This is a genomic window from Streptomyces vilmorinianum, from assembly GCF_005517195.1.
GTDB classification, from domain to species: Bacteria; Actinomycetota; Actinomycetes; order Streptomycetales; family Streptomycetaceae; genus Streptomyces; species Streptomyces vilmorinianum.
The window spans coordinates 6,959,730-6,979,228 of sequence record NZ_CP040244.1 but is presented as its reverse complement, the minus strand read 5'-3'; the positions used below and the strand labels follow the sequence as shown (position 1 = coordinate 6,979,228).

At 70.9% G+C, this 19,499-nt stretch carries 16 protein-coding genes; 6 read left to right on the top strand and 10 right to left on the bottom strand.

Features of this window, described 5'->3' with window-relative positions; all coding sequences use genetic code 11:
* Position 1: 1 nt before the first annotated feature.
* Together FDM97_RS32430 and FDM97_RS32425 are read right to left on the bottom strand one after the other, a co-directional pair.
* Positions 2-244, bottom strand: coding sequence for a DUF397 domain-containing protein (locus tag FDM97_RS32430; protein WP_137994055.1), 243 nt, complete (start codon positions 242-244; stop codon positions 2-4).
* A complete protein-coding gene (locus FDM97_RS32425) occupies positions 241-1,104 on the bottom strand; it encodes a helix-turn-helix domain-containing protein (RefSeq protein WP_137994054.1) in 864 nt (287 codons plus the stop codon). The genes FDM97_RS32430 and FDM97_RS32425 overlap by 4 nt, the downstream gene beginning before the upstream one ends.
* Positions 1,105-1,195: 91 nt before the next feature.
* Here FDM97_RS32425 and FDM97_RS32420 point away from each other — a divergent pair, with 91 nt between their 5' ends.
* Positions 1,196-1,624: an ATP-binding protein gene (locus FDM97_RS32420; RefSeq protein ID WP_137994053.1), complete on the top strand. Its 429-nt coding sequence runs from the start codon at positions 1,196-1,198 to the stop codon at positions 1,622-1,624.
* Here FDM97_RS32420 and FDM97_RS32415 read toward each other — a convergent pair.
* The 7 genes from FDM97_RS32415 to FDM97_RS32385 all read right to left on the bottom strand — a co-directional run bounded on the left by FDM97_RS32415 (position 1,608) and on the right by FDM97_RS32385 (position 12,449).
* Entirely contained in the window at positions 1,608-3,899 is a 2,292-nt protein-coding gene (locus tag FDM97_RS32415; RefSeq protein ID WP_137994052.1) for an FG-GAP repeat domain-containing protein, read from the bottom strand. The genes FDM97_RS32420 and FDM97_RS32415 overlap by 17 nt on opposite strands.
* Positions 3,900-3,931: 32 nt before the next feature.
* Positions 3,932-6,244 (bottom strand): FG-GAP repeat domain-containing protein, encoded by a 2,313-nt coding sequence (locus tag FDM97_RS32410; protein ID WP_175439313.1) that lies wholly within the window; start codon positions 6,242-6,244, stop codon positions 3,932-3,934.
* Between the two features lie 97 nt (positions 6,245-6,341).
* Positions 6,342-8,573: an FG-GAP-like repeat-containing protein gene (locus FDM97_RS32405; RefSeq protein WP_137994050.1), complete on the bottom strand. Its 2,232-nt coding sequence runs from the start codon at positions 8,571-8,573 to the stop codon at positions 6,342-6,344.
* Between the two features lie 39 nt (positions 8,574-8,612).
* Positions 8,613-10,901: an FG-GAP repeat domain-containing protein gene (locus FDM97_RS32400; protein WP_137994049.1), complete on the bottom strand. Its 2,289-nt coding sequence runs from the start codon at positions 10,899-10,901 to the stop codon at positions 8,613-8,615.
* A gap of 149 nt (positions 10,902-11,050) precedes the next feature.
* On the bottom strand, positions 11,051-11,566 hold the full coding sequence (locus FDM97_RS32395; RefSeq protein ID WP_137994048.1) for a mycothiol transferase: 516 nt from the start codon (positions 11,564-11,566) through the stop codon (positions 11,051-11,053).
* Positions 11,567-11,700: 134 nt separating this feature from the next.
* Positions 11,701-12,141 carry a DnaJ family domain-containing protein gene (locus FDM97_RS32390; protein WP_137994047.1) on the bottom strand — a complete coding sequence of 147 codons (441 nt, stop codon included), beginning with the start codon at positions 12,139-12,141 and terminating at the stop codon, positions 11,701-11,703.
* Between the two features lie 104 nt (positions 12,142-12,245).
* On the bottom strand, positions 12,246-12,449 hold the full coding sequence (locus FDM97_RS32385; protein WP_003967102.1) for a cold-shock protein: 204 nt from the start codon (positions 12,447-12,449) through the stop codon (positions 12,246-12,248).
* 259 nt (positions 12,450-12,708) lie between these two features.
* Here FDM97_RS32385 and FDM97_RS32380 point away from each other — a divergent pair, with 259 nt between their 5' ends.
* Positions 12,709-13,581 carry a menaquinone biosynthetic enzyme MqnA/MqnD family protein gene (locus FDM97_RS32380; RefSeq protein WP_137994046.1) on the top strand — a complete coding sequence of 291 codons (873 nt, stop codon included), beginning with the start codon at positions 12,709-12,711 and terminating at the stop codon, positions 13,579-13,581.
* 15 nt (positions 13,582-13,596) lie between these two features.
* On the opposite strand, the gene FDM97_RS32375 is transcribed toward FDM97_RS32380, so the two are convergent.
* Positions 13,597-14,634 carry an alpha/beta hydrolase gene (locus FDM97_RS32375; RefSeq protein WP_137994045.1) on the bottom strand — a complete coding sequence of 346 codons (1,038 nt, stop codon included), beginning with the start codon at positions 14,632-14,634 and terminating at the stop codon, positions 13,597-13,599.
* Between the two features lie 155 nt (positions 14,635-14,789).
* Here FDM97_RS32375 and FDM97_RS32370 point away from each other — a divergent pair, with 155 nt between their 5' ends.
* The 4 genes from FDM97_RS32370 to FDM97_RS32355 all read left to right on the top strand — a co-directional run bounded on the left by FDM97_RS32370 (position 14,790) and on the right by FDM97_RS32355 (position 19,397).
* Entirely contained in the window at positions 14,790-16,574 is a 1,785-nt protein-coding gene (locus FDM97_RS32370; protein ID WP_137995154.1) for a serine/threonine-protein kinase, read from the top strand.
* Between the two features lie 58 nt (positions 16,575-16,632).
* Complete coding sequence (mqnC, locus tag FDM97_RS32365) at positions 16,633-17,832, top strand: cyclic dehypoxanthinyl futalosine synthase (RefSeq protein WP_137994044.1); 1,200 nt, start codon at positions 16,633-16,635, stop codon at positions 17,830-17,832.
* A gap of 7 nt (positions 17,833-17,839) precedes the next feature.
* Positions 17,840-18,439: a hypothetical protein gene (locus tag FDM97_RS32360; RefSeq protein ID WP_137994043.1), complete on the top strand. Its 600-nt coding sequence runs from the start codon at positions 17,840-17,842 to the stop codon at positions 18,437-18,439.
* Between the two features lie 265 nt (positions 18,440-18,704).
* Entirely contained in the window at positions 18,705-19,397 is a 693-nt protein-coding gene (locus FDM97_RS32355; protein WP_137994042.1) for a demethylmenaquinone methyltransferase, read from the top strand.
* Positions 19,398-19,499: the final 102 nt, after the last annotated feature.

The window sequence follows — 19,499 nt, the reverse complement described above, 5'->3', positions numbered from 1 at the left end:
GTCAGACGGTGGCGTACGACACGAACGACGCCCACGCGGCCGGAGCGACGGCGAGCTGGGGGCCCTGCGGGACCTTGGAGTCGCGGACGTGGACGGTGGTGGGGTGGGCGGCGACCTCGACGCACTCGCCGCCTTCGCCGCTGCTGTAGCTGGACTTGCGCCAGTCGTAGGCGACTTCGATGCACTCGCCGCCCTCGCCATCGCTGTAGCTGCTCTTGAACCAGGCCAGTTCCGTGGTGCTCATAGCTCTCCCAGCATCTTCTCGATTGCCGCCAGGGACTCGTGGGGCGTGAGTGCCTGCGCCCGGATGATCCCATAGCGCTCGGTGTACTGACGTACCTCCTCCGGGTCGGTGATCAGCCGGGCATGACCGTAGATCTCGGTGTACGCCACCTCGCGCCGCCCCTTCGGGGTCAAGAGAGTGAACGACCCACCCAGGCACGGATGTTCCGTGCGTTCGGTCGGCATGATCTGGAGGTGGACCGTGCGAAGGCGGGCGACCTCCAGGATGCGGCGCAGCTGCTCGCGGAATGCCTCGCGACCACCCATGGGGCGGTTCAGGACTGCCATCTCCAGCACGAAACTGATGGTGGGCGCGGGCCACTTGTCGAAGAGCGTCTGACGGGCGAGCCGGTCCGCCACTCGCTTCTCGACCGTCTCCTCGTCGTACAGCGGCCGACGCTCCCTGAAGACCGCCCGCGCGTACGACTCCGTTTGGAGAATGCCCGGCATGGCCTGCACCGCGTAGTAGTGCAATGCCAACGCCTCCGCCTCCGCATCGGCAAAGCGCCGGAACCAGTCCGGGTGCCGCGTCCGCGCCCTCGCCAGTGCCTCCCGCACGTCCTCCACCGCTGCTGCCAGCACCCCGCCCGCGCCCAACGCCGAGTCCGCCCGCAGCAGGAAGTCCGGCTGAGGCGTCCGTACTCCGCGCTCCACCGACGAGACCAGGTCCTCGCTGCAGTGCGTGGCCTCCGCGAGTTGGGCCTGGCTCATGCGCGCGTTGCCCCGCAGCGCCTTGATCTGTTTGCCCAGCGCACTGAACAAGTGCGCCGTACCGTCTACTTCGGACGGCCGTTCCGGCCGTTCCTCCTCGTTCCCCGACATCCGTACCGCCTTCTTGGCGTACCCGTACAGTTACTCAGCGTCGTGGCGTCGCTGCTGGTCAGCGTACGGCCGACAGCCCAGGCTCGGGGCCATGAAGTCCGAAAACGCCACCCCAACCGGTGAGTTCACCGGTGAGTTCGTCCTCCGCCTGTCGGCCACCCGCCGCGGCGCCCGGCTCGCCCGGCTGCTCGCCGTGCAGCAGCTCCACGACTGGGACGTGCCGGATCCCGACGCCGCCGCACTGGTCGTCGCCGAGCTCGCGAACAACGCCGCCACCCACGGCCGGGTGCCCGGGCGGGACTTCGAGGTGCGGATGGAGCGGGGCGAGGACCACGTCCGGATCGAGGTCTCCGACACGCGGGGCGAGCGGGAACCCGTTCCGGTGGCTGTACGGGACGAGGGCGGATACGGGCTGCTGCTCGTATCCGCCCTCGCGAGCGCCTGGGGCGTCAAGGCCCGCTGTGTCGGCAAGACGGTCTGGGCGACCGTCCCGTGCCGGGCGGTCAGAACACCGAGTTGAGGCCTGCGACGTTCGTGTGCAGGGACGAGGGCGCGCCGGGCTTGAAGGGGGCGGCGGTGTCGCCGGTGCCCGCGTAGAACCTGGCGTCGCCCGAGGCTCCGACCGCGTAGAGGTCGGCGCGGCCGTCGCGGTCGGCGTCGCCGATGCCGACCAGGTGGGTGAAGACGCCCCAGCCGGCGCCGATCCTCACGCGAGGGGCGTAGGAGCCGTCGCCCGTGCCCTCGTACAGCCACAGGACGCCGTCCTTGTCGCGGGCGACGAGGTCTCCGGCGGGGGAGCCGGCGATGTCGCCGGTGGCGGTGATCTGGTTGTAGATGCCCCAGCCCCATCCGATCTTCGTGCGGGGCGCGAAGGGCGCGCTCCAGCTGCCCGTGCCCTTGTAGAGGTAGAGGCCGCCGGAGGTGTCGGTGGCGAGGAGGTCGGCCTTGCCGTCGCCGTCGAGGTCGCTGCCGCCGGTAATCTTGTTGTAGACCTGCCAGCCGCCGCCGACCTTGATGCGGGTGGCGAAGGTGCCGTCGCCCTTGCCCAGGTACAGCCACAGGACACCGGAGGCGTCACGGGCGACCAGGTCGCCGGCCCCGGCTCCGGCGACGTTGCCGACGGCCTCCAGCTGGTTGTAGATCTGCCAGCCGCCGCCGATCCGTACCCGTCCGGTCGCGTACGCGTCCGGCGTGGACGGCACCTTGACGGTGTCGTCGCGCCACAGCACACCGGAGGCGTCACGGGTCAGCAGGTCAGGGCTGCCGTTGTCGGTGTAGTCGTGCGCGCCGGCCGCGCGCGCGACCTTGAAGGCGCCGGTCTGCTTGAGGTCCGGGCCGATGCCGTTGAGCGGGGTGGCGGAGAACTCCCAGGTGTAGTCACCGCTGGGCGCGAACTCCTTGGTGTTGTCGGCGTTGGGGAGGAGCCCGTCCCAGCGGAAGTCGACGGACCCCTTGCCCTCGTAGCTGGCCGCCCGGGCGAAGTCGTACCGCACGCTGCGGCCCGTGCCGACATGACGTACCGTCACGGACCCCTGGGCGTTCGTCCGGGAGATCACCCAGCGGAGCAGGGCCTGACCGTCGTTCTTGTCGAGGTCGATGACCGGGGGAGTGGACGCGGTGTACAGCGTGAGCGCGGTCGGCTCGCCGGTGCTCGCGACGAGCGTGGCGGTGGGCTTGCCGTCCGCCCCGAGCGCGATCCGGTAGACCCCTTCGCCCTGGGCGACCGTACCGCCGCGCACCAGGAGCGCGCCGTCGGCGGTGGGGACGGTGGACGAGGCGTGGTCGAGGAGCTTGACCGTGGACTTGTCGACGAGGCTGACGGCGTTGAGCGCGTACTTCGCGGACGGCTCCGTGGCGACGTCGCCGCCCGGCGTGGCGTACGTCACCCAGTCGCCCAGGACGCCGATGTGCGGGCGGATGGAGTTGCCCAGGTCGACCGCCTCCACGGCCGGCGCGCCCGCCGAACCGTCGCGGGAGGCGTACATCAGCTTGGCGTTCGCGGTCGTCGGGGTGTCGACCCAGACCCAGTGGTCCCCGGAGAGGGCCATGTCGGCGTCGTACACGGACACGCCCACCTCGCGCTTCTCGACGACGGAGGCGGTGGCGACGTCCACGACGGCGAGGTAGGAGCGGTCGGTGTCGGCATCCGCCGAGATGTACCGGACGAGCGCCTGGCTGTCCGACAGGGCCTCGACGCTCTGGACCCTCGAGTTCGGCGTGAGGCCGGTCACCTGCCGGTCGCTGCCCGCCTGGTTGCCCTCGCCGATCAGGCGGAGCTGGCCCACCTGGGTCTGGCTGTCCCAGGACGAGAAGACGAGGGTCCTGCCGACCACGCCCTTCCAGAAGAGCCGGGTGTCGGGCTGCTCGATGACCGCGGGAGCGCTGCCCGGCGACGACATGTCGTGGAGCAGGTACCGGGACGTGCCATCCTCCTTGGCGACGACGGTGTCGGAACCGTTTCCGCCGCGGTACCCGCTGGACCACTCCGGGAGTTCCGTGTGGGTGCCGTCCACGGTGCTTGTCCAGAAGTACTCCCAGCCGCCCATGAAGCCGTCTCTGAACGCGGAGGTGAGGAATCCGGTCGGGCCGACACTGAGGATCCGGTCGGCGCCGGAGATCGAGATGACGCCATCGGCGGTCGCCTGCGCGTCGGCGGGTGCGGCGTCCGCGGTGACGGCAGCGGTGGGCGTCGCGGCGATCGCGGGTGCCGTGGCGAGAGCCGCACCGGCGGTCACGGCGAGTACGGCGGTCACGGCTGCGGCGAGTCTGCGCCGCGGCACGCGGGTCTGGATCACGTTCGGTTCCTTCGTTGGGGGGACGGTGTGTGTCAGGAGACGTGGTCGTACGAGGGGCCCTCGTGGCCGAGGAGGACCTCGGTGGGCGTGCGCGTCGTGAACGGCGCGCGCCAGTCGCCCGTACCGGCGTAGAAGTACGAGGAGTTGTTCGGGCCGTACGCGTAGAGGTCGGGGCGGCCGTCCTTGTCGCCGTCGCCGATGCCGACAACATGGGTGTACGCGTTCCAGCCGCCGCCGATCTTGACCCGGCTGGCGAAGGTGCCGTCGCCGTTGCCGAGGTAGAGCCAGAGGACGCCGTCCTTGTCGCGGGCGACGAGGTCTCCGGCGGTGGCTCCGGCGATGTTGCCGGTGGCGGTGAGCTGGTTGTAGATGCCCCAGCCCCAGCCGATCTTCACGCGGGGCGCGAAGGGGGCGGAGGCGTTCCCCGTGCCCTTGTAGAGGTAGAGCCCGCCGGAGGTGTCGGTGGCGACCAGGTCGGCCCGGCCGTCGCCGGTCAGGTCGCTGCCGCCCGTGAGCTTGTCGTAGATCTGCCAGCCGCCGCCGACCCTCACCCGGCTCTGGAACGGGTAGTACGAGGACGAGCTGCCGGTGCCCTGGTAGAGCCAGAGGACACCGTCCTTGTCCCGGGCGACCATGTCGGCGGCGCTGCTACCGGCGACGTCACCGACCGACTCCATGCGGTTGTAGATCTGGTAGCCGTAGCCGGCCTCGTGGCGCTCGTGCGTGGGCGTGAACCGGTTCTTGTACGTGTCGAAGTTGGTGTCGACGCGCCACAGCCGGCCCGAGCTGTCCCGCGCCAGCAGATCCGGGGAGCCGTTGTCGCTGTAGTCGTGCGCGGCGGGCTTGCGGACGACCTTGAACGCACCGGCCTGCTTCAGCTCCGGGCCGATGCCGTTGCGCGGGACCGCACGGAACTCCCAGGTGTAGTCGCCGTTGAACGCCGACTGGCCCGTCGGGGAGAAGTCGTCGAGGTTCCCCTGCCACGTGATGCCGAAGGTCTGGTCGTCGAAGGTCCACTGACCGCTCGACTCGCGGTCGAGCACCATCGTCCTGAAGAGGGTCCGGCCGGTCTGCTGGTGGGTCAGCTTGAGGTGGACGGTGGCGTTGAGGCGCGACATCCGCCACCGCAGTTCGACCTCGCGGTCGCGGTCGAAGTCGATCACGCTCGGGACCTGGGCGCCGAGGTAGGTGAGCGCCGTCGGCTCCCCGGTGGACGCTACGAGTTCGGCGGTGGGCGCGGCGCCCTCGCCGACGGAGAGGCGGTAGAGCCCCTCGCCCTGCGCGACCGTGCCGCCGCGCACCAGCAGCGACCCGTCGGGGCCGGGGGCGGCGGAGCTCATGTAGTCCATGAGCTCGACGGTCGCCCCGGTCGTGAGGTTCTTGGCCGTGACGGCCTGCAGGGGAGGCTCCCAGCCATCGGTGAGCTTGGACGGCGCGGCGTACGTCACCCAGTTCCCCACCAGATTGACGTGGAACTCCTCGGGGTGGCCGAGGGAGATCCGCTGCTCCTTCCCGGTGGACCGCTCGACGGCGACGACGCTGACATCGCCGGCGCTGTAGTCGGTCCATGCCACGTGGGTGGCGGAGAGGGTGAGCGGGGCGCTGAGGTAGCCCGGCTCGGGTGTCCCGTACGTCTCGATCGCCGCCCCGGTGGTGATGTCCACGACGGCCCGGCCGCCCGTCTCGGTGTCGGCGGGGCCCGTGGCGTAGCCGACGAGGGCGGCGCCGTTCAGGGCAGGCGCGTTGGTGAAGAAGTCGCGCGCGTCGGCGGGGAGGCCGGTGACCTCGTGGTCGGTCACGGCGTCGCCGTTCTTCGCGACCAGGTGCAGTTCGGCCGTACCGTCGTCCTTGGCCACCTGGGCGAGGACCGATGTCGGGCTCACGGCCTTCACATAGGTGGCGCCGAGGGCGCCGAGGTCGATCTCGACGGGCGCGGCGCCGGTCGCCATGTCGTGGAGCTTCACGACCCGGAACTCGAACGGGGCGGGCGCGTCGCCCACCACGACGACGTCGGAACCAGTCCCGTCGACGCCGTAGTCGGAGGTCGACGAGAGGACGGTCGAGGTGCCGTCCGCGTACCGGGTCCAGCGGAGCTCCGGCTTCTCGTACGAGCCACGGGTCAGGAACCCGGTCGTACCTGCGGCGGCGACGGCACTCGCGCCCACGGGGTACGGGACGGCGGCCTGCTGCTCGGCCTGCTGCTCGGCCTGCTGCTCCGCGGAGGCGGCAGCGGACGTGGGGGCGGCGGTCGCGGGAGCCGCGACGAGGGTGCCGAGAGTGACGGCGAGAACGGCGGTGACGGCCGCGGCGAGGTGGCGGCGAGTGGCGGCTCGTTCGGTGGACAAGAGTGTTTCTCCCCCAGAGAAGACCGGGCGCGACATGCGCCACGCCCGGTCAGACTCATGATCGGGGAGGAAGGTTGTACGACTGTTCGGCAGTCGATCAGGCGACGGCGGGGTTCCCCTTCAGCTGGCCGTCCACTCCTGTGAGCTCCCTCCCCCGGAAGGGGGCGCTCCAGTTGCCGGTGCCCCTGTACAGGTACCCGGTGCCCATGGTGTAGCTGTCGCCGGGCGTGTACGCGTAGAGGTCGGGGCGGCCGTCGCGGTCGGCGTCGCCGATGCCGATGAGGTGGGTGTACGTGTTCCAGCCGCCGCCGATCTTGATGCGGGTGGCGAAGGTGCCGTCGCCGTTGCCGAGGTAGAGCCAGAGGACGCCGTCCTTGTCGCGGGCGACGAGGTCTCCGGCGGCTCCGCCCGCGATGTTGCCGACAGCGGTGATCTGGTTGTAGATGCCCCAGCCGTAGCCGATCTTCACGCGGGTGGAGAAGGGTGCGCTCCAGTTGCCGGTGCCCTTGTAGAGGTAGAGGTCACCGGCCTTGTCGGTGGCGAGGAGGTCGGACTTGCCGTCGCCGTTGAGGTCGCTGCCGCCGGTGATCTTGTTGTAGACGCCCCAGCCCCCGCCGATCTTGACGCGGCCGGCGAAGGTGCCGTCGCCCTTGCCCAGGTACTCCCACAGGACGCCGGAGGAGTCGCGGGCGACCAGGTCACCGGCGGAGGCTCCGGCGATGTTGCCCACGGCCTCGATCTGGTCGTAGATGCCCCAGCCCGAGCCGATGACCTTCTTCTCCACCTCGACCCACTGGCCGATGTACGGGGAGTAGGAGGAGCCGATACGGGTCAGTCGGCCCGACGAGTCCCGCAGGAGCACGTCCGGCGAGCCGTTGTCGCTGTAGTCGTGCGGCGCGGCCTTCCGGACGACCTTGAACGTGCCGGAGGAGGTCAGGGTCGGCCCGATGCCGTTGAGCGGCCGGGCGCTGATCTGCCAGGTGTAGTCGCCGTTGTACGCGTTGTCGCCCCACGGAAGCCGGGCGATTCGTTGCCGGACGAGTGCATCCTGGGCAGGGGCCAGGTAGAACGTGTTCGTCGTTCCGGTGCGCGCGTGGCGCACGATGACCGTCATGTCCACGTTGACCCGGGACAGTTCCCAGTCCAGATTGACCACGCCGCTGTTGCGGTCGAGGTCGATCACGCTCGGGATGTTGTGCCGGACCAGGGACACCTGCGTCGGCTGTCCGGTGGTCGCCACGAGGGTGGCGACCGGAGTGCCGTCCGGGCTGGGCGCGATCCGGTACAGGCCTTCGCCCTGGGCGAGCGTGCCGCCGCGCACCAGCTGCGTGCCGTCGGGGGCCATGACCTCGGACGAGACGTGATCGAGGAGCTTGCGCGTGGATCCGTCCTTGAGGGAACGGGCGGTCAGGACGTACAGGGGGTTCGGTCCGTAGCTCTCGAGCCCTCCCTGCTCCGCGTATGTCACCCAGTCACCCGCGAGGCCGACGGCGGGCCGGGACATGTCTCCCAGCGGCAGGCGCTGCGTCGCGCCTGTCTGCCGTTCGACGACGACCACCGTCGTGTCCCAGGAAGAGGGTGCCTTCTCCGCCCAGGCCCTGTGGGTCTCCGACTCGGCGGAGTCGATCACGACGGTCGAACCCGATGCCGGGAGATCGCGGATATCGACGACCGTGGCGGTCGCGAGGTCCACCACGGCCTGCTGCCGCTTCGTCCCGGTCGAGTAGGACACGTTCGCCGTGCCGGGCTCGGCGCCGGCTTCGCCCGTCGTGATGTCGGCGTCCGAGGGCAGTCCGGTCACCGTCCTCCGCTGCACCGCGCCGTCGATCACGCTGTACAGCCGGAGGTATTCGCCCCCGCTTCCGTCGAAGACCGCGGAAAGGATCGTGGAATCGGCGGCGCCGATGGTCCATCCGTCGGGGTAGCCCACCTTCTCGGGTGGGACGACCACGATGTCCGATCCCGTGGCCATGTCCTTCAGTGCGAACCCACCCCGCGCCGCGTTGTCGATGACGACGCGGTCCGTACCGGGGACGCCGATGACTCTGACGTTCGAGAGAACGGTTGAGACTCCGTCCGAGAACCTCGTCCACCGGTACTCGTTGGACGCCCACGACCGCGTCAGAAAGCCGGTGCGGCCCGCGAAGGTGATGTGGGCGTCCTTCGGGAACTCGATCACGTCCTGCTGGTCCGTCGCCGAGGCCGGCAGGACCGCACCCTCGGTGCCCGGTGCGGCGACGGCCGGTCCGGCCGCCAGGGTGCCCGCCGTGACGGCGAGGACGGCCGTGATCGTCGCGGCGAGGCGGCGGGTGGTACGTATGGAACTCAAGGACTCTCCCTGGGAGGTGCCGTTCGAGGAGGCTGCCGATCAGGCGAAGTGGTTGTACGAGCGCCACTCTTCGAAGTGCTCGCCGACCTGCTCGCGGGACCGGAAGGGGGCACGCCAGTTGCCCGTCCCCTTGTAGAGGAACGAGGACGAGGTGGTGGAGCCCGAGGCGTAGAGGTCGGGGCGGCCGTCGCGGTCGGCGTCGCCGATGCCGATGAGGTGGGTGTACGTGTTCCAGCCGCCGCCGATCTTGATGCGGGTGGCGAAGGTGCCGTCGCCGTTGCCGAGGTAGAGCCAGAGGACGCCGTCCTTGTCGCGGGCGACGAGGTCTCCGGCGGTGGCGCCGGCGATGTTGCCGGTGGCGGTGATCTGGTTGTAGATGCCCCAGCCGTAGCCGATCTTCACGCGGGGTGCGAAGGGGGCGCTCCAGTTGCCGGTGCCCTTGTAGAGGTAGAGGCCGCCGGAGGTGTCGGTGGCGAGGAGGTCGGACTTGCCGTCGCCGGTGAGGTCGCTGCCGCCGGTGATCTTGTTGTAGACGCCCCAGCCTGCGCCGATCTTGACGCGGCCGGCGAAGGTGCCGTCGCCCTTGCCCAGGTACTCCCACAGGACGCCGGAGGAGTCGCGGGCGACCAGGTCACCGGCGGAGGCGCCCGCGATGTTGCCCACGGCCTCGATCTGGTCGTAGATGCCCCAGCCCGAGCCGATGAGCCTGTCCGGGTGTTGGTCGAGCTGATTGACGTAAGGCGAGTAGAAGGTGTCGGCGAGCCACAGCCGCCCCGAGGCGTCGCGTCGCAGGATGTCAGGGTGGCCGTCGTTGTCGTAGTCGTGCGGGGCGGGCTTCCGGGCGAGGTCGAACGTGCCGGAGCTGACCAGGTTCGGGCCGATGCCGTCCAGCGGCTTGGCGTTGATCTCCCAGGTGTACGCACCACTGCGCGCTCCGGTGAGCATGTCCCGGTCGCCGTTCCAGCTGACGTCGCCCTGCCAGTCGAGACGGACGAGGTGGGGATCGTCGAGGAGATCCCCGGAGGGGTACACGACCTCCCTCTTCGTCTCCCCGCTCTGGACGTGGCGCAGCGTGACCGTCACTTCCGCGTTGACCCGGGAGAGGCGCCAGTCGAGCCGTATGCGGCCGTTGGCGGGATCGGGCGTGACCTTCGCGGGGATGCCACCCAGGAGGGTGACCTTGGTCGGCTCGCCGGTGCTCGCGACCAGTTCCGTGACCGGGGCTCCGTCGGCGCCGACCGAGATCCGGTACAGGCCCTCGCCCTGCGCCACCGTTCCGCCCCGTACGGACTGTGTCCCGTCGGGGCCTTGCACGGCCGACTTCACGTGGTCGAGCAGCTTGCGCGTCTCACCGGTCGTCAGGTGGCGTGCCCTCAGGGCGGAGAAGGGGTTCGGGTGGTAGTCCCCGAAGCCGTCGCGATCCGCGTACGTCACCCAGGTCCCCACCAGGCCGATCGAGACGCGGCTCGCGCCGTCCATGGGTACACGCTGTGTCTTTCCCGTCCCGCGATCGGCGACGACCACCACCGCCGGGGAGGTGGAGCCGTACTCCACCCAGGCGACATGGGTCTCCGACAGTGCGACCTCGCCGGTCCACTGGGCCGGAGTGACGATCTCACGCGTCTCGGTGACGGCGCCGGTGGAGAGGTCCAGGAGCGCCCAGAACCGCTTGGCCACCGTGCCGGTACCGGTCTGGTACGTCAGCAGGACGTGATCGGATGTGGCCGCGGCGGCGAACATGGCGGTGGCGTTCGCCGGCAGGCCGGTCACCGTACGGTCCGTCAGGGTGCCGTCGGTCTTGCTCAGGAGGTGGAGGTCCTCGCCGCCGACCCCGTTGGAGGTCCGGGCGAACAGGGTCGAGCCGACGGCTCCGCCGTACTGCCCGCCCGAGCCCACGCTGCGCAGGTCGACGGTGAGGAGGTTCGCGCCGGCGGCCATGTCCCGCAGGGTGACGAGCGAGTTGTCGTTCAGGACGACGACGTCGGAGGCGCGTGAGCCCACGACCCAGGTGCCGCCCGACGACAGGACGGTCGACGAACCGTCAGCGAACCTCGTCCAGCGGTGCTCCACGCTGCTTCCCGAAGTCCCGAGGGTCAGGAAACCCGTCCTTCCCGCGCTGATGACCCGCGCGTCGAGCGGGTAGGGGACGACGGTCTGCTGGGCGTCCGTGGCCGTCGTCACCGCGGTGCCGTCGGGTGTGGTCGTGGCGGGCGCTGTGCCGTCGATCGGGGCGGCGACGGCAGGGGCGGCCAGGGTGCCCACCGTGACGGCGATCGCCGTGCCGATCGCGGCGGCGAGTCTGCGGCGGGACGAGAAAGCGTGATGCAACGTACGGTCCTCCCCAAGAGGCGGCACGCCGACGGCGTGCGGCCACGATGCGCGGAAGCGCCGCCGGAGGATCCCCCACCCGGCGTGTGTGCCCCCGCGTCCAGATGCGGGGGAGGATAGCAACGCGCGTTCGAGAACAACCCGGCAGGTCAGGCCTTTTGACCGCGCTCCACCAGGCCCCGTACGTACGCCGCTTGGCCCGCGTGCTGGTTGTCCTCCGCGATCACGCTCACCAGGCGGACGCCCAGGGTGACCGGCGGGTCCCAGGAGTCGTCCACGACGCGGTCGAGGTCGGCGTTGGTCAGGCCGGCGAGGTGCTCCAGGGTCCGTTCGTGGACGGCGTCGTAGTAGCCGAGCAGCAGCTCCGCGGGGGCCCGGACCGCGGCGACCTGGCTCGTGGAGTGGCCGAAGCCGGTGGCGCGGGCGGGGAAGGGGAGGCCGAAGCGGGGCTTCCAGCCGTCGGACGTCCACACCTGGTCGGTGTCGAACGCGTCCGCGATGTGGTCGTCCTGGATACGGGTCAGGTGCCAGACCAGCCACGCGATCGAGTTCGCGTCCTCGTCGACGCGGACCGCCAGCTCCTCCTCCGACAGGCCCTCGACGGCCCCGTACACGGCCTCCTTCACCCGGCTGAACGCGTCCAGCAGCAGGTCGGCGCTCTTCATGGGGGCTCCCTCACGTCTCGGCGGTCGGTTGCGTCGCTGCCGCTCAGGCTCCCCGGGGTGAGGTGCGGGCCGGCCGGTGGCCGGGCCCTCGCCCGCCGAGATTCACCCGGCCGGCCGAGGCCGAGGGGCTCGGCTCAGGCCCTGCCGTCCGTCTTCCGGGCCGCCCGCGCCGCCCGCGCCGCCCGCGCCGCCCGCCACTCCGCCAGCGTCGCCTCCACGTCGAACGGCGTGAGGTTCAGCGGCGGGCCCGCCGGTGGCCGACGGAGGGCCTCGGCGATCTTGGTGTTGATCTCGCCGAGGATCCGGCGCACCTGCGCCTCCGAGACGGCCCGGTCGACCGCTTCCCGCGCGTCCTCGGCCTCCTTGCGCAGGGCCAGCGCGGGCGGCAGTACGGACGCGCCCTCGCGGTGCAGCTTGCGCTTGATCCACCACAGCTCGTCGTAGGGGGCGCTGTCGTCGGCGAGCGGCCTGCCGAAGCCGGGCAGCTTCCGGAACTCGCCACGCTCCGCGGCCTCGCGGATCTGCTTGTCCACGAATGACTCGAAGCTGACGCCGGGCGGTTTGCGTTCGGTCATATGTCCAGGCTAAATGCAGGCAGGAGCCCCGCTCGTGCCCGAAAGCACGGAGCGGGGCTCCTTGGGTACTTCTCTAGCCGTGCGCGATCGCCGACCCGGGCAACTTAGGCCGGGGTGACGTTCTCCGCCTGCGGGCCCTTCGGGCCCTGGGTGACGTCGAAGTTCACGACCTGGTTCTCCTCGAGGGAGCGGAACCCGGACGCGTTGATCGCGGAGTAGTGGACGAAGACATCCGGGCCGCCGCCGTCCTGGGCGATGAAGCCGAAGCCCTTTTCAGCGTTGAACCACTTGACGGTTCCGGTAGCCATAAGCCCTCCTTGGGCCAAAGGGTTGCCCTGCTCCAGAACCTGCAAACAAGTCTGAAAACTACAAAAGCCTGCGGGTCACATGCTCCGCAGGCTCTGTACTGCAAGGGAAACCAAACTGCAACTTGCGATGAGCGTAGCACGCAGGGTGCGCGTGACACTAGAGGGAAAGATCACGTCACCCACACGTTTGACGTGCTTCTCATGTGCTGACGCGCGCCCCGGCGATGTCCACCGTACGAGACGGGTCTAGCCTCGCGATGTGGACAATGCAACCGACGACCACCAGCGCAGCCGGCCCCGCGTCGGACACATCCAGTTCCTGAACTGCCTGCCCCTCTACTGGGGCCTGGCGCGTACCGGAACGCTCCTCGATCTGGAGCTCACGAAGGACACCCCGGAGAAGCTCAGTGAGCGGCTGGTGGGTGGCGGTCTCGATATCGGCCCCATCACCCTCGTCGAATATCTTCGCAACGCGGACGATCTCGTCGCCCTGCCGGACATCGCCGTGGGCTGCGACGGCCCCGTCATGTCGTGCGTGATCGTCTCCCAGCGGCCCCTGGGGCAGCTGGACGGGGCGCGGGTGGCGCTCGGGTCCACCTCCCGTACGTCCGTACGGCTCGCGCAGCTGCTGCTCGCCGAGCAGTACGGCGTACGGCCCGACTACTACACGTGCCCGCCCGACCTCGGCCTGATGATGCAGGAGGCCGAGGCGGCCGTCCTGATCGGCGACGCCGCCCTGCGGGCCTCGCTGCACGACGCCCCGCGGCTCGGCCTCCAGGTCCATGACCTGGGGCTGATGTGGAAGGAGTGGACGGGCCTGCCGTTCGTCTTCGCGGTGTGGGCGGCGCGCAAGGACTTCCTGGCCCGCGAGCCGGAGACCGTGCGCGAGGTCCACGAGGCCTTCCTGGCCTCGCGCGATCTGTCCCTCGAGGAGGTCGCCAAGGTCGCGGAGCAGGCCGCACGCTGGGAGTCCTTCGACGCGGAGCTCCTGGAGCGGTACTTCCGGACGCTGGACTTCCGCTTCGGGCCCGAGCAGCTGGCGGGGGTGCGCGAGTTCGCCCGCCGGACCGGTCCGACGACCGGCTTCCCGGCGGACGTGAAGGTGGAGCTGCTCGGCGCCCGCGAGCGGTGACGCCTCGGACGTGTGTCAGGGGGACGGGATCGGCGCCTGCATGTGCCGGCTGATCCAGGCGATCGAGCCGTCCCCCATGCCCTTCACATACGTCTTGGCGTTGTGCCTGCCGCCCTCGATGACATGGAGGCGGGTCTTCACCGGCCCCTTCGTGTAGTCCTTCACGAAGGTCTTCAGCCGGCCCACGCCCCCCTCCTCCGTCCCGACCTGGAACGCCAGGTAGACGCGGTTCTCCTCGGTGTCCGGCTTCGCGCCGAGCGCCTTGGCGAGCTTCTCCGGGTTGTTCGCCTGCCGCTCGGCCTCGTGCCCCGACCAGAGCGGGGAGTCCGGGACGATGTCGGGCCCCGACGCGATCACGGCCTTGAACCGGTCCGGACGCTGGAGCACGGCCTTGAGTCCGGCGAAGGCACCGGAGGACGACCCCATGAACGCCCAGCCGTCACGGGACGCGAACGTACGGAAATTGGCCCGGACGAAATCGGGTACGTCCTCGGCCAGCCACGTGCCCATTTTCGGCTGCCCCGGAATATCACTGCCGTCGTAGTAGTACTTGTCGTCGGGGTTGAGAACAGGCATCACGACAATGAACGGAAGGCTCTTTCCCTCCTCCGACCACGCGCTGATGCTCGACTGGAGCTTGAGGTCCGTGCCCATCCAGTAATTCTTCGGATAGCCGTTCCCGCCCGGCAGCGCCACGAGGACCGGGAAGCCGCTCTCGGCGTACTTCGGGTCGAAATACTGCTTCGGGGCCCACACCCACACCTTGCCCGTGAAACCGGACTTCGCGCCCGCGAGCGTGGTCACACCGATCTTGGTGCCGTCGTCCAGAGTGTTGGCCGTACGGAAACTCGCCTTGGGGCCGGTCGGAAACACGGTCTGGGGGTCGTCCGCCGTGGACGTCTGCGGCTTGCTCGGCTTGTCGGCCGTGGCCGTGGCCGTCGATCTCGGGGTGTCGAAGGTGACGGGCGCGCCTTCGCCGCAGCCGGTGACCAGGGCCAGGGCGACAGTGGCGGCACCGAGGGCGACAGCGGCGGAACGGATCCGCGGGATCATGAGGCGACTCCGGGTGTTTCGGGCAGTGTTCGGACGCGGCGGGGGGTTACGGAGGGAAGGAGGGGCATGGTGGGCGATCGGTTGGCTGGGTACGGTTCCGAATCGTGGTGATCCGGCCCACCAAGGGCTCCGCGCCGCTGAACGACGGGGGAGACATGCAGCCGCTCGAAGCAGAGGAACCGAGGACCATCGGCGGTTACCGGCTCCTCGGCAGACTCGGCGCCGGCGGCATGGGGCGCGTCTACCTCGCCCGCAACGAGGGCGGCCGGACCGTCGCCGTGAAGATCGTGCACCCGCACTTCGCGCTGGACGAGCAGTTCAGGGCCCGGTTCCGGCGCGAGGTCGAGGCCGCCAGGCTCGTCGGCGGCCGGTGGACGGCCCCCGTCCTCGACGCCGACCCGGAGGCCCGCGTCCCGTGGGTGGCGACCGGGTACGTGGCGGGGCCGACGCTCACCCGGGCCGTCGAGACGACGAGCCCGCTGCCCGAGCACACGGTACGGACTCTGGGCGCCGGCCTCGCCGAGGCGCTGGCGGGCGTCCACGCGCTGGGACTCGTACACCGCGACGTGAAGCCCTCCAACGTCCTCCTCGCGATCGACGGGCCCCGGCTCATCGACTTCGGCATCGCCCGCGCCACCGACGGCACCGCCTCGCTCACCGCCACGGGCGTCTCCATCGGCTCGCCCGGCTACATGGCGCCCGAGCAGATCCTGGGCCAGGGAGCGACCGGCGCCTCCGACGTCTTCTCGCTCGGCGCGGTCCTCGCGTACGCGGCGACCGGCGCGCCGCCCTTCCCCGGGGACACCTCCGCGGCCCTGCTGTACAAAGTGGTCCACGAGGAGCCGGTCCTTGACGGCGTGCTGCCGGAGGAGCTGCGCGAGCTCGTCGCCGCGTGCCTCGCCAAGGACCCGGCGGCCCGCCCGAGCCCGGCCGCCGTCGCGGCCCGGCTCGCTCCGGGCGGCGCGGCGGCGCTGGTGGCGGCCGGCTGGCTGCCCGGCCCCCTGGTGGAGGAGGTCAGCCGCACGGCGGTGGGGCTCCTGGAACTGGACGCGGGCGAGACGGGCGAGACGGGCGCGGCTGGTACGGCTGGTACGGCTGGTACGGCTGGTACGGCGGGCCCGGGATCGGGATCGGTGCCGGCTCCGCCCGACCCGTACGCCTCCGGCCCCGTCCCGTTCACGGCGCCGTCCGTGACGCCTCCGGGCACCTTCGGCCCACCCGTCGAACCGGCGCCGGGCGCCGCCTGGCCGACCCCGACCCCGGCCCCGGGCCCCGAGACGGTGACCGGCGCCGTGCCCCCGCCCCGTACACCGGCAGGCACGGCAGGCACGGCAGGCGTGGCAGGCACCGAAGGCAACGGACGCAGGATGTCCGTCTCCCTCGCCGCCGGGCGGCGGGTCAGCTGCACGCTCGCCCTCGCCGTCGCCGGGGCGCTCGCCGCCGTGACGCTGGGGGCAGGCTTCCTGTTCGACCTGATGCCCGGTGGGCGGCGGGACGCCAACGCCGACAAGACCGGGGCGAAGACGAGCAGCCCGCCCGCCGCCACCGAGCCCGGCGAAGGGGCGGCCGCCGGCGCCGTGCCCGAGGCCTTCCTCGGGACCTGGACCGGTCCCACCACCGAGCGCAACGGCTCACCGCACGGCGACCTCACCGCCGTCGTCGCCAAGGGCAGGACCGGTCAGGACGTCGTCCGGACCACGCACACCATCAGCCTCCTCGGCACCACCGTGCAGTGCCACGGCATCGGCAAGCTCACCTCCGCCACCGCCACCGAGCTCCGCATCGCCGACCGCACCGACCCCGACCGCCCCGGCACCGCGGGCCTCTGCACCGGCGGGACCTCCTCCTTCACCCTCACCCTGGGCGCCGACGGCACCCTCGCCTACCGGTCCGACGAGGAGGCCGCCGGACGACCGACCGGCACCCTGCGGAAGCGGTGAGATCCCCTGGCGTAGGCTGGTTCGGTCTGTCAGTACCCCTCCGAAAGGGACACATCCGGTGACCGAGAAGGCCGACCTCCAGTCCGTTCTCGACCGCGCCGCCGCGGGTGGCCGGATCACCCCCGAGGAGGCGCTCGACCTCTACCGTTCGGCCCCGCTGCACGCGCTGGGCGCGGCGGCCGACGCCGTACGCCGGCGCCGCTACGCCGGTACGGAGCACATCGCGACGTACATCATCGAGCGGAACATCAACTACACGAACGTGTGCGTCACGGCGTGCAAGTTCTGCGCCTTCTACGCGCCGCCCAAGGACAAGGCCAAGGGCTGGACCCGCGACCTCGACGACATCCTGCGCCGCTGCGCGGAGACCGTGGAACTCGGCGGCACCCAGGTCATGTTCCAGGGCGGCCACCACCCTGACTACGGCGTCGAGTACTACGAGAAGCACTTCTCCGCCATCAAGCAGGAGTTCCCGCAGCTGGTCATCCACTCCCTCGGCGCGTCCGAGGTCGAGCACATGGCCCGCATCTCCGGCGTCTCCGTCGAGGAGGCGATCACTCGCATCCACGCGGCCGGTCTCGACTCCTTCGCGGGCGCCGGCGCCGAACTGCTGCCCGCGCGCCCGCGCAAGGCGATCGCCCCGCTCAAGGAGAGCGGCGAGCGGTGGCTGGAGATCATGGAGATCGCGCACGGCCTCGGCGTCGAGTCGACCTCCACGATGCTGATGGGCACCGGCGAGACGAACGCCGAGCGCATCGAGCACCTGCGGATGATCCGCGACGTGCAGGACCGGACGGGCGGCTTCCGGGCCTTCATCCCGTACACGTACCAGCCCGAGAACAACCACCTCAAGGGCCGTACGCAGGCCACGCTCTTCGAGTACCTGCGGATGATCGCGATCGCGCGGCTCTTCATGGACAACATCGCCCACATCCAGGGCTCGTGGCTGACGACCGGCAAGGAGGTCGGCCAGCTGTCGCTGCACTACGGCGCGGACGACCTGGGCTCGATCATGCTGGAGGAGAACGTCGTCTCCTCGGCCGGCGCCAAGCACCGCTCCAACCGCCTGGAGATCATCGACCTGATCCGCAAGGCGGGCCGCGTCCCGGCGCAGCGCGCGACGACGTACGAACACCTCGTCGTCCACGACGACCCGGCGAACGACCCGGTCGACGAGCGGGTGGTCTCCCACATCTCGTCCACGGCGATCGAGGGCGGCACGGCGCACCCCGAGCTGAAGCTGCTGAACGCGAACTGAGGCCACCGTGCTGACGATCCACGTCGCCGAGGCGTCGCCCGAGACCGCGGTCCTGGTCGACGGGGCGCGCCTCGCCGCCGTCGGCCCGTACGAGGACCTGGCCGCCGCGCGTCCGGAGGCACGGGTGCGGCGGTGGCCCGGCATCCTCACGCCCGGGCTGCTCAACCCGTACGCGCCCGAACTGCTCGAAGGCACCTACCACCCGGACCCGCGGGAGGCCGAGCAGTTCGGCACCGCGCCGATCACCGGGCTGCGCGCGCAGGAGATCTTCCGGGCCGACGCCTCGCGGCGGGGCGCCTCCGCGCGGCGCGGCGTGCAGCGGATGCTGGCGCACGGGACGGTCGCCGTCGCCGGTGAACTGCGCAGCCGGGCGGCCCTGGACGCGGTGCGCAGGGCCGGGCTCGCCGTCGGGCGGCGCCCGGAGGTGCTGCCGGGGCCCCCGTCCTTCTCGCCGGTGCCGCTCGTGCTGCTGCCGCGACTGGCGCCGGGCGGCCCCGCCCGCTTCGCCGTCTTCGACGTCCCCGACACGGCCGCGCTCGTGCGCCGCGGCGCCTCGACGTGCGTGGCGACGGTCATCGACGGCCGGCTGGTCCACCGCCGCCGCTAGGGGGTGTCCGGCGGATCAGGGCCGGGGCCGCGACGCCTGGCGCGGCACCTCGCTGCATCCCCTAGGCCCTGGGGGCCTGGGGAGACCCCATGCCGAAAAGCCCGAATAGCTCCGCTATTAGGTCATTCCGGCGCCTTGCGATGCACCGCACCAGACGCCGCGTCCTATCCGGCCCTGATCCACCGGACACCCCCTAGGTCACCTGGGCCCGCGTCCCGCGGGGCCGGTCCCGGGTCGGTGAGGGGGCGGCTGCCACAATGGCCGGGTGACCCGAGCTTCCCTGGACAAGCAGCCGCACGAAGTCGCCTCGATGTTCGACGACGTGGCGGCGAACTACGACCTGACGAACGACGTGCTCTCGCTCGGACAGGACCGGCGCTGGCGCAAGGAGGTCGCCAAGGCGGTCGACGCGCGCCCGGCGCAGCGGATCCTGGACCTGGCCGCGGGGACGGCCACCTCCTCGCAGCCCTTCGCCCGCGCCGGGGCCTACGTCGTGCCCTGCGACTTCTCGATCGGCATGCTCCAGGTCGGCAAGAAGAAGCACCCGTGGATGCCGTTCACCGCCGGCGACGGCATGAACCTGCCCTTCCGTGACGACGTCTTCGACGCCGTGACGATCTCCTTCGGTCTGCGCAACATCCAGGACACGGAGGCCGCGCTGCGCGAGCTGTACCGGGTGACGAAGCCCGGCGGACGCGTCGTGATCTGCGAGTTCTCGCACCCGACCTGGGCGCCGTTCCGCACCGTGTACGAGGAGTACCTGATGCGCGCCCTGCCGCCGGTGGCCCGCGCGGTCTCCTCCAACCCGGACGCGTACGTGTACCTCGCCGAGTCCATCCAGTCCTGGCCCGACCAGCCGACCCTCGCGGGGCTGCTGCGGAAGGCCGGCTGGTCCAAGGTGGCCTGGCGCAACCTGACCGGTGGTGTGGTGGCGATGCACCGGGGCTTCAAGCTCTAGAGCACACAGCCCCGAGCCCCGAGCCCCGAAGGCCTGACCGGCTCGACCGGGCCCGCCCCGGATCCCCGGAACCTCCGCAATAGACTGCAACCGACCTGCCCT